The 10,817-nt window shown below is 59.7% G+C and carries 8 protein-coding genes and 1 pseudogene; 7 read left to right on the forward strand and 2 right to left on the reverse strand.

What is annotated here, in order from left to right; all coding sequences use genetic code 11:
• Positions 1-215 (forward strand): annotated as a pseudogene (locus JTP94_RS07200) (bifunctional methylenetetrahydrofolate dehydrogenase/methenyltetrahydrofolate cyclohydrolase); the annotation flags it as partial.
• A gap of 7 nt (positions 216-222) precedes the next feature.
• Here JTP94_RS07200 and JTP94_RS07205 read toward each other — a convergent pair.
• The gene (locus JTP94_RS07205) at positions 223-1,248 is read right to left on the reverse strand and encodes a substrate-binding domain-containing protein (protein ID WP_204849853.1); all 1,026 of its coding nucleotides are present in this window, start codon (positions 1,246-1,248) and stop codon (positions 223-225) included.
• Positions 1,249-1,556: 308 nt separating this feature from the next.
• Between JTP94_RS07205 and JTP94_RS07210 the strand changes: the two genes are divergently transcribed.
• The 6 genes from JTP94_RS07210 (at position 1,557) to JTP94_RS07235 (ending at position 8,578) form a co-directional block, all read left to right on the forward strand.
• Entirely contained in the window at positions 1,557-2,918 is a 1,362-nt protein-coding gene (locus JTP94_RS07210; RefSeq protein WP_204849854.1) for an ABC transporter substrate-binding protein, read from the forward strand.
• A 123-nt stretch (positions 2,919-3,041) separates the two neighbouring features.
• On the forward strand, positions 3,042-4,058 hold the full coding sequence (locus JTP94_RS07215) for a carbohydrate ABC transporter permease (protein WP_204849855.1): 1,017 nt from the start codon (positions 3,042-3,044) through the stop codon (positions 4,056-4,058).
• Between the two features lies 1 nt (position 4,059).
• Positions 4,060-5,223 (forward strand): carbohydrate ABC transporter permease, encoded by a 1,164-nt coding sequence (locus JTP94_RS07220; protein ID WP_204849856.1) that lies wholly within the window; start codon positions 4,060-4,062, stop codon positions 5,221-5,223.
• 36 nt (positions 5,224-5,259) lie between these two features.
• A complete protein-coding gene (locus tag JTP94_RS07225) occupies positions 5,260-6,912 on the forward strand; it encodes an alpha-glucosidase (protein WP_204849857.1) in 1,653 nt (550 codons plus the stop codon).
• 23 nt (positions 6,913-6,935) lie between these two features.
• Positions 6,936-8,027, forward strand: a complete 1,092-nt coding sequence (locus JTP94_RS07230) for an ABC transporter ATP-binding protein (RefSeq protein ID WP_204849858.1) — start codon at positions 6,936-6,938, stop codon at positions 8,025-8,027.
• A gap of 197 nt (positions 8,028-8,224) precedes the next feature.
• On the forward strand, positions 8,225-8,578 hold the full coding sequence (locus JTP94_RS07235; RefSeq protein ID WP_204849859.1) for a hypothetical protein: 354 nt from the start codon (positions 8,225-8,227) through the stop codon (positions 8,576-8,578).
• 167 nt (positions 8,579-8,745) lie between these two features.
• On the opposite strand, the gene JTP94_RS07240 is transcribed toward JTP94_RS07235, so the two are convergent.
• Complete coding sequence (locus JTP94_RS07240) at positions 8,746-10,815, reverse strand: glycosyl transferase (protein ID WP_409456591.1); 2,070 nt, start codon at positions 10,813-10,815, stop codon at positions 8,746-8,748.
• Positions 10,816-10,817: the final 2 nt, after the last annotated feature.

A 10,817-nucleotide genomic window follows, 5' to 3' on the forward strand; every position in this document is an offset into this window, starting at 1 on the left:
TGATCGATGTCGGCATCAACCGCATTGCCGCTCCGGAGCGCGGCGAGGGCAAGAGCCGGCTGGTCGGTGATGTCGCCTATGTAGAGGCTTCGGATGTCGCTGCTGCCATCACGCCGGTTCCAGGCGGTGTCGGGCCGATGACGATCGCCATGCTGATGGCCAATACCGTCATTGCCGCCCATCGCGCCGCGGGCAGGCAACCGCCGAAGTTTTGAGCCAGCGTCAGTCGGCCGGCGCGACGCCGGTCGAAGCACGAACGATCAGCTCCGTCTTCCAGAGTTCCTGCGCCGGAAAAGTCTCGTTATGCTTGATCTCGCCGATCAGGCGCTCGGCGATGCGTATGCCGGCGGCGCGCAGCGACGAGCGCGTCGTCGTCAGCGGCACGGTGAAGCTTTCCGGCTTGAGCAAGGTCAGCACGTCGTCATGGGCGATCAGCGATATATCCTCACCCAGCTTTAGCTTCGCCTGATTAATGGCTCGAACCGCGCCGAGCGCCAGCACGGTACTGGAACAGAGAACTGCCGTGGGGCGCTTTTCGAGCTGCAGGATGCGCTCCATCTCGAACAGGCCCTGCTCATCCGTCATGGCAGTGTGACTGACGCAGGCTTCGTTCAAAGCCAGGCCCCATTCGGCGAGCGCAGCCTCGACGCCGTTTTTCCGTCGAATGGCAAAATCGAGATAGATGGGGCCGTTCAGCAGCGCAAAGCGCCTGTGCCCGAGCTGCAGCAGCAGCTTCGTGGCGTCATAGAACGAGGCTTCGTTATCGATGTCGAGAAAGGGATAATCCGGTTCCGAGCCGATCGACCGCCCATGCACGAGGAAGGGCATGGAGAGCGTCTTCAGCATTTCCAGACGCGGATCGTGGCCGCGCATATAGTTGACGAACAGGGCATCGACATTGCCGCTGGCCGCCAGCCGCTTCAAGGCACCGACTTCATCATTCGGATCGGCGGGCGTGAGCACGAAATGGAAATCGTGCCGCAAGGCCTCTTCGCCGAGCCCGGTCAGGAACTCGCTGAAATGCACGTCGGAAGAATTGCCTGGCGATGTCGGCATGACCAGCCCGATCGAGCCGGCCTTGCCTGTCGCGAGCCTTTGCGCCGCCTTGTTAGGCCGATAGCCAGTTTCCCGAACCGCTTTGAGCACTCGCTCGCGGGTTTCGCGATTGACTTCCGGATATCCGTTCAAGGCGCGGCTAACTGTCGTCTGCGACAGCCCCAGCATTTGCGATAGCTGTTTCAGATTCACGTATTTCGGCTCCCAACTCCTCGCCCGCTAAGATGCCAACGTAACCTCCCGCAACGTCCACGGCTTCCAAAGCGCTTTCAAATATGTAGCAGGCGACGCGCCTGAGACAAGACAATTAGCAAAATATTGGTGTCTATTTTATGCTGCAGCGCGAGAAATGCTATGTATATTAGCCGAAATCCGAAAATCGCTTGACTTTGTCCCGTCCTCAATGGATGAGAGAAGTAGCCAAAGCGCTTTGAGGAATGGAGCGCGCAACGCGACAACGTGTTTCGGCTCGTGGGTTTTATGTTTGGGAGGACAACCACATGAAGAAGTTGTTTTTGATGACTGTCGCTGCCGCCGCTCTGGTGGCGGGTACAACGATGGCGGCCGATCTGAAGTTCCAGCCCGGTCAGGACTCCAAGTTTAACTGGAAGAGCTACGACGATTTCAAGGCTGCTCACGCCGACCTGAAGGGCGAGACGCTGACCATCTTCGGTCCCTGGCGCGGTGAGGACGAAGGACTCTTTACCAGCGTCCTGAATTACTTCACCGAGGCGACAGGCGTGAACGCCAAGTATTCGTCCTCGGAAAACTACGAGCAACAGATCGTTATCGACACGCAGGCCGGTTCGCCGCCAAACGTCGCCATCCTGCCGCAGCCGGGTCTTTTCGCCAACCTCGCCAGCAAGGGCTATCTGACGCCGCTCGGCGACGACCTGGCAAGCTGGATCAAGAGCAACTACGGCGCCGGCGACAGCTGGGTCGGCTACGGCACCTACAAGGGCAAGGACGGCAAGGACGCCTTCTACGCCTTCCCCTACAAGGCCGACCTGAAGTCGCTGGTCTGGTACGTGCCTGAGAATTTCGAGGAAGCCGGTTACAAGGTTCCCACCACGATGGAGGACCTGCTCAAGCTTTCGGACCAGATCGTCAAGGACGGCGGCACGCCCTGGTGCATCGGTCTCGGTTCGGGCGGCGCCACCGGCTGGCCGGCAACCGACTGGGTCGAGGATCTGATGCTGCGCATCAATGCGCCGCAGGACTACGATCACTGGGTCGACAACACGCTGAAGTTCAACGATCCGAAGGTCGTCTCCGCCGTCGAGGAATTCGGCAAGTTCGCCAAGAACCCGAAATATGTCGCCGGCGGCGTCGCAGCGGTTGCTTCGACCGATTTCCGCGACAGCCCGAAGGGTCTCTTCACGGTTCCGCCGAAGTGCTATCTGCACAAGCAGGCCTCCTTCATCCCGTCCTTCTTCCCGGAAGGCACCAAGCTTGGCCAGGACGCGGACTTCTTCTATTTCCCGCCCTATGCCGCGCATCCTGAACTCGGCAAGCCGGTCTTAGGTGCTGGCACGCTTGCTGCTATCACCAAGGACTCGAAGGCTGCCCGCGCCTTCATCCAGTTCCTGCAGACGCCGATCGCCCAGGAAGTCTGGATGGCGCAGTCCGGCTTCCTGACGCCGTACAAGGGTGTCAACACGGCGGCCTACGCCAACGACACGCTGCGCAAGGAAGGCGAAATCCTCACCACCGCGACGACCTTCCGCTTCGACGGATCCGACCTGATGCCGGGCAAGATCGGCGCGGGCTCGTTCTGGACCGGTATGGTGGATTTCGTTGGCGGCAAGTCCGCACAGGATGTTGCCGACGGGATCCAGAAGTCCTGGGACTCCATCAAGTAAGACATAACAAGCCAAGCGTCGCCGGCTGATACCGGCGACGCCATGCACCATGTTACGGCACGCCCGGGAGGCGTGGCCGATGTCGGGCGGGTGGCCTCAAGCAGGTAAATTCGGGAGGGAAGGATGTTTTCGCAGATACTGTCGGCGATTGGAGCCATGATATTCGGCGTTGCCTTTTGCGCCGCTTATTTCTGGTTCTCCAACAAGCTTCTGGACATAATTTTTCCGGCAAAGGAGGGGACCGAGGTCCATACGGCCGCCGTCAACCTGACCCGTCGCGGCCTGATCCGGCCCTGGCTCTTCTTGGGTCCGGCGCTCTTCCTGCTGGTCGTCTATCTCGTCTATCCGGTGGTTGCGACCCTCATCCTGTCCTTCTACGGGCCTGACGGCAACCAGTTCGTCGGCGGCGCCAACTATCTCTGGGCCCTCAACGACACCGAATTCCGCCAGTCGATCTTCAATAATATCCTCTGGCTCGCCGTCGTGCCGGCCGCCTGCACCTTCTTCGGCCTCGTGATCGCCGTCATGACCGACCGTATCTGGTGGGGCAATATCGCCAAGGCCGTCATCTTCATGCCGATGGCGATCTCCTTCGTCGGCGCCTCGGTCATCTGGAAATTCATCTACGAATATCGCGGCGGCACCGACGCGCAGATCGGCCTTCTGAATTCTGTCGTCCAGCTGTTCGGCGGCACGCCGGAAGTCTGGATCACCATTCCCTTCTGGAACAACTTCTTTCTGATGGTCATGCTGATCTGGATCCAGACCGGCTTTGCCATGGTGATCCTGTCGGCGGCGCTGCGCGGCATTCCGGAGGAAACCATCGAAGCTGCCGTCATCGATGGCGCCAACGGTTGGCAGATCTTCTGGAAGATCATGGTCCCGCAGGTCTGGGGCACGATCGCCACGGTCTGGACCACCATAACCATTCTCGTGCTCAAGGTTTTCGATATCGTGCTCACCATGACCAACGGTCAATGGAACACGATGGTGCTCGCAAACCTGATGTTCAACTGGATGTTCCGCGGCGGCGGCGATTCCGGCCGAAGCGCCGTCATCGCTCTCGTCATCATGGCGGCTGTCACACCGATCATGATCTGGAACATTCGTCGTGCAAACGCGGAAACGAAGGGGCGCTGATATGCTTGGAAATCTCGGTCGCATCGGTCCCGCCCGCATCTTCGTTCATGCCGCGGTGCTGCTCATCGTCGTGCTTTGGCTGCTGCCGACGCTCGGCATCTTCGTCACCGCGCTGCGCGACAAGGATCAGATCGTCGTCTCCGGCTGGTGGACGGCTTTCTCCGGCTCGTCGCAGACGGCGGCCGTCCGCCTCGACGGCCCGGACAAGGCAAAGCAGGACGGGCCCAACTACGTTATCGCCGGTACGGTTGCCGGCGAAGGCAATAGCGGCAATGGCAGGATCCAGGCCTTTGGCCTGCGTGTGCAGGAGCCGGCCACCTACAAGGTCGGTTCATCAGCCGACCTCGGCAATGGCGAGACGCTCACCGTCAATGCGGATGGCAGCTATCGCTACCAGAAGACCGGTCCTTTCGGTGCCGATGCCCGCAGCAAGCGCATCTATCTGACGATCGCCACGCCGCCGCAATTCACGCTGGACAATTACCGCTCAGTGCTCGGCGGCGAAGGCATCGGCCAATCCTTCATCAACTCGCTGACGGTGACGATCCCGGCAACGGTCATCCCGATCCTGATCGCCGCCTTTGCCGCCTATGCGCTGGCCTGGATGGAGTTCCCGGGACGCGCCTTGTTGATCGCGCTCGTCGTCGGCCTGATCGTCGTGCCGCTGCAGATGTCGCTGATCCCGCTTCTGCGCATCTATAACGAGATCGGCCAGATCTTCGGCGTTCCGTCGAAGACCTATCCCGGTATCTGGCTGGCGCATACGGCCTTCGGTCTGCCGCTCGCCATCTATCTGCTGCGCAACTACATTGCCGGCCTGCCGAAGGAGATCATCGAATCCGCTCGTGTCGACGGCGCCAGCGATTTCGATATCTTCGTCAAGATCATCCTGCCCCTGTCCTTCCCGGCGCTGGCCTCCTTCGCGATCTTCCAGTTCCTCTGGGTCTGGAATGACCTGCTGATCGCCATGGTGTTCCTCGGCACGGACAAGGATCATCTGGTCCTGACGGCGGCCCTGAACGCCTTGCTCGGTTCGCGCGGCGGCAACTGGGAGATCCTGACGGCTTCGGCCTTCGTTACCATCCTTATCCCGCTCTTCGTCTTCTTCGGTCTGCAGCGCTATCTCGTGCGCGGTCTGCTCGCCGGGTCGGTGAAGGGGGGCTGATCCACGACTATTCCATTCTAACAGGACCTATTCAGCATGAGCATTGCCCCTCAATCGATTTCGGCAGTTGATAAGGACTGGTGGCGTGGCGCGGTGATCTATCAGATCTATCCGCGCTCCTACCAGGACTCCAATGGCGACGGCATCGGCGACCTCAAGGGCATCGCCATCCGCCTGCCGCATGTCGCGGCCCTGGGTGTCGACGCAATCTGGATATCGCCCTTCTTCACCTCGCCGATGCGCGATTTCGGCTATGACGTCTCCAACTATGAGGACGTCGATCCGATTTTCGGCTCGCTCGCCGATTTCGATGCGATGATGACGGAAGCCCACCGCCTCGGCATCAAGGTGATGATCGATCTGGTGCTGTCGCATAGCTCGGATCGCCATCCCTGGTTCGTCGAAAGCCGCGCGAGCAAGGACAATCCCAAGGCCGACTGGTATGTCTGGGCCGACGCCAAGCCGGACGGTACGCCGCCCAACAACTGGCTGTCGATCTTCGGCGGCTCGGCCTGGGCGTGGGATCCGACCCGCATGCAATATTACATGCACAACTTCCTGACCTCGCAGCCGGATCTCAACCTGCACAATCCGGTGGTGCAGGACAGGTTGCTGGATGTCGTGCGTTTCTGGCTCGACCGGGGCGTCGACGGGTTCCGGCTCGACACCATCAATTTCTATTTCCATGACAGGGAACTGCGCGACAACCCGGCGCTGGAGCCCGCGCGCCGCAACGCCTCGACCGCGCCGGCGGTCAATCCCTATAATTTCCAGGAGCATCTCTACGACAAGAACCGCCCGGAAAACCTGAAGTTCCTGCAGCGTTTCCGCGCCGTCCTCGACGAATATCCGGCCATTGCCGCCGTCGGCGAAGTCGGCGACAGCCAGCGCGGTCTCGAAATCGTCGGCGAATACACCTCCAGCAACGACAAGATGCATATGTGCTATGCCTTCGAGTTTCTGGCGCCCGACGCGCTGACGCCCGATCGCGTCGAGGAGGTCATGAAGGATTTCGCCACTGCTGCCCCCGATGGCTGGGCTTGCTGGGCATTCTCCAACCATGACGTTGTGCGCCACGTCAGCCGTTGGGGCAATCTGGTCGCCGACCGCGATGCCTTCGCCAAGCTTTATGCGGCGCTGCTGCTCACCGTGCGCGGTTCCGTATGCATCTATCAGGGCGAGGAACTGGCACTCACCGAAGCCGATCTCGCCTATCAGGATCTGCAGGACCCCTACGGCATCCAGTTCTGGCCGGAATTCAAGGGCCGCGACGGCTGCCGCACGCCGATGGTCTGGGACAGCCAGGTCGCACAGGGCGGCTTTTCCACAGTCAAGCCATGGCTGCCTGTGGCTGTCGAACACATCCTGCGCGCCGTCAGCGTTCAGCAGGGCGACGAGAACTCGGTGCTGGAGCAGTACCGCCGCTTCCTCGCCTTCCGCAAGCAGTATCCCGCCTTTGCCAAGGGCGAGATCGCCTTTGCGGATCCGCAGGGCGACATACTCATCTTTACCCGCACCTACGGCAACGAGACCATTCTCTGCGCGTTCAACATGAGTCCTGCCGAAGCCCTGGCAGCCTTGCCTGAGGGGAACTGGCAAGCGTTGACCGGGCACGGCTTTACCAGCAACAACTACGGCAACAAGATCGATATTCCGGCATGGGGCGCCTATTTCGCGCGCCTTGCCTGAGCCCTTGGGAGGAGGAAGAACAGATGACGGGACTTGTTCTGAAGGATATAAGAAAATCCTACGGCAGCGTGCATGTGCTGCATGGCATCGATCTGGAGATCAACGAGGGCGAGTTCATCGTCTTCGTTGGGCCGTCCGGTTGCGGCAAATCCACATTGCTGCGGATGATCGCCGGGCTCGAGAGCATCACCTCGGGCGACATGCTCATTGCCGGGCAGAAGGTGAACGAGGTACCGCCCTCCAGGCGCGGCATCGCCATGGTCTTCCAATCCTATGCGCTCTATCCGCATATGACTGTCTACGACAACATGGCCTTCGGCATGCGGATTGCCGGTGAAAACAAGCAGGAGATCGACCGTCGCGTCCGCGCGGCCGCCGCCAGCCTGCAGCTCACCCAATATCTCGAGCGCCTGCCCAAGGCCCTTTCGGGCGGTCAGCGTCAGCGCGTCGCCATCGGTCGCGCCATCTGCCGCAACCCGAAGGTCTTCCTGTTCGACGAGCCGCTCTCGAACCTGGATGCCGCCCTGCGCGTCGCGACACGCATCGAGATCGCCAAGCTCAGCGACTCCATGCCCGAGACGACGATGATCTACGTCACGCACGACCAAGTGGAAGCGATGACGCTTGCCGACCGGATCGTGGTGCTGTCGGCCGGCCGCGTCGAACAGGTGGGTGCGCCGCTCGAACTCTACGAGCGCCCGGCCAACCTCTTCGTTGCCAAGTTCATCGGCTCTCCGGCGATGAATATCATTCCGGCAACCGTGACCGAAACCGGCGCAACGACGACGGTGACGCTGAAGGGCGGCAAGTCGGTGACGCTCGACATGCCGATCGATGCGTCCGAGAAGGGCAAGTCGGCGAGCTTCGGCGTTCGCCCGGAAGATCTGCGCATTGCGACCGACGAAAACTATCTCTTCGAAGGCGAAGTCTCCATCGTCGAAGCGCTTGGCGAGGTGACGCAGCTCTATATCGAAGGTCTGGTCGATGGCGAGCCGATCATCGTCAAGATCCCCGGCATTACCGATATCCACCGCGGCCAGAAGATGCGCTTTGCCGCCGACAGGCAGAAGCTGCATCTCTTCAATGCCGAAGGCCACACCTATGGAAAGCAGTAGCAGATCGCGCCCATGAGACGATGCCGGCTCAAGCAAAGACGAATAACAAAATTCAACTTGAGCTGGCGCACTCAAACTTTCTGTTAAAGACCCGCTGATAGTCTTGTCTTCGTAATATACCTCAGGGGTTTACTAAGATGGCTGCTTTCGGCAGAGCTAATTCAGGTCAACATTTCCTCAATAAAGAAGAATCCTTCATGTATGACCGCGAAGTGCGGTTCAGAATGGAGGATACGATGAACGCCGCACGGCTCGAATACACGGAAAAGGGCGTGATGAACCTTGCGTCGCGCCGCTGCGACATCATCCGCATCTCGCAGAGCGGCGCCATCCTGGCGATCCTCACCCAGTATAATCTGCCGAAGCAGTTCTATCTGGATATCCCAGACGCGCGCATCACCAAGGTTGGCTGCGTGCTAATGAAGGTCTTCCCCAACAACACGGTGGAAGTCCGTTTCCTGCGTCTGCTCACGGATAAGGAAATGAATAAGATCTTCGTCTACAGCACGCACCCCGCCCATCGCGACCGCGTGCTCGACATCCGGGCCTAGGCAGCAAAAGCGATCGACGGTCTACGCAGCCAAAGGGCCGAAACATAAAGCCACCCGCAACGGTCTTGCCTCTGTCCGCTACTTTAAAGTGCCGGACTGAGGCTTGTTACCGCTTCCCCGTCTTTCGACCAGGCCAGAAAAGCTCTGGACTGAGTCAGGCGATTTGATTATACGCCTCGGTCATTGCTGCGCGTGGCATCTTCCCTCAGCCACAGTCGTCTGTCGTGTGGCAATGGTGCATAATCGTGCCATGCGGCCAGCCTGTCGTGGTAAGCCCTTCTGTAGGCCTGATGATCTACGAAGCCGGTATTCTCCTGAACAAGCTCCACCCCAATGTCGTAGTAGATGTCGAGATTGTTCAAGTCAGGCACCGGGGTCTTGCCAGCTTCGCACTCTGCCTGCATTTGCCAGAAAAGCTCTTCGAGACGGCGGGCCAGCGCCGGAATGTCGCGCAACGCCGATGTCTCCCGTTTAGCCTGCAGGGTCTCCCTGACCCTCGCGAGGCTCCGGGGAATTTTTGCAAAACCGACGGCCTTGTCAATGTAGGATTGCGGGTCCGAACATATCAACTCCGGCACGCCGGCTGCGGTAACGATGCTGTGGCAGAAGCGCGCAGCAAAGCTCTTGCCGGGGAATGTAAGGACAGGCAGCCCCATGGTCAGGGCGTCGGCTGCGGTCGAATGCGCCCCGTAGGGAAACGTGTCGAGGAACAGATCGGCGAGCGAAATCCGGGCGAGATGCCTTGCATTCGGTGCCTTGGGCGCGAAAATGAGGCGCTCCGGCGCAACGCCGGCATTCTCGGCCACCTGGCGCAGGCGCTTATCGACATCGTCGCCTCCGGTGAGCAGCCAAAGCACGCTGTCGGGCGTCGCAGCAAGAATTTTCATCCAGTACGCAAACGTTTCTTGCGTGATTTTCTGCATGCCGTTGAAGCAGGCAAAGACGAAAACATCTTCCGGCAGCCCTGCCTCCGTGCGTGACGACTTTTCGGCAATCACCCTCTTGCGATCGATCGGCTGGTTGCAGGCGATTCTGAGCACTTTCTCCGAATAGTAAATCTCGTTCTCGGGCGGAATAATGTGTTCGTCCGCAATGATATAGTGATGGAACGGACTGCCCATCGTGCCTGGATAGCCGCAGAAGTTGACGATAACGGGCGCCGGCCGATAGGCGAAGATTTTCGTCCGCGCATGCTTGGTATAGCCGTTGACATCCACCAGAATGTCGATGTCGTCGTCGGCGATCTGCCTTGCAGCTTCCGCTTCGCCAATTGCAGCGATATCGCGCCAGCAATCGACGGCTGCCTTCATGCGAGCCTGTGTCGCATCACCTTCCGCGGGCTCTCCACAGTAGTAGGCGTAGATTTCAACACTGCGTTTGTCATGCAGTTCCAGCACTTCCCGGAGCGCAAAGCCGACCGCGTGATCGCGCAGGTCCGAGGAAACATAACCCACACGAAGGCGCTGGCCGGTTCCCGTCTTCTGCTTTGGCGCCTTGCGCGGGAAGCCGCTGATATCTGGACGTCCGACGAAAGACTTGTTGTAGCGATAGGCCTTGGCGAGTTGGAACAGCGGATCGTCGGAAAAGCAGGCAAGTGTCAGCGGCGACATCGCATCGAGCAGTTGGCGCATGGACACATGGTCTGATGTCACCAAAGTCGGCCACTTGCACTGGCGCTGGCGCAGCGCACTCCAATGTTGTCCAGCCTCGGTCTTGTCCGGCCGAAGTTCGATTGCTTGCCACAAAACGGTTTCCGCATCCTCCATGAGGCCGGCGTTCTCCATGACACGACCGATATGCTGAAGCGCCAACAGGCGATGCGTCAGCTTGTCGGGTGTGCTGTCCGCGGTCATGTCCGCGAAACTCCGCCATTGCAGGATTGCCTGTGTGGCGATGCCGCTATCTTCCAGCGCCCGTCCGAGATTGATGTGCGCCGGACCAAAACGCGAATCGAGCTTGAGGCAAGCGCGCAAGGCATGAATAGATCCCGCCACATCGCCTAACTGCCGCAAGGTAACGGAATAATTGAAATAGACGAGATGCAGGTAGGGATGGGTTTCGTTGAATGCGATCCAGACCTTGTAGGCCTCTACCGCCTCGACTTTTTGTCCCGCACCACTTCGGCCTTCCGCGAACTGGAACAGCTCATTGAAGGGAAGGCGCTGAGTGCGCGCTAACTCCAGAATTTCGGCAAGAGACTGAGCGGAAACTGGAGCTGATGCATTGTTGGTGACCATGG

This window comes from Martinezella lusitana (assembly GCF_016901135.1).
Classification (GTDB): domain Bacteria; phylum Pseudomonadota; class Alphaproteobacteria; order Rhizobiales; family Rhizobiaceae; genus Rhizobium; species Rhizobium lusitanum_D.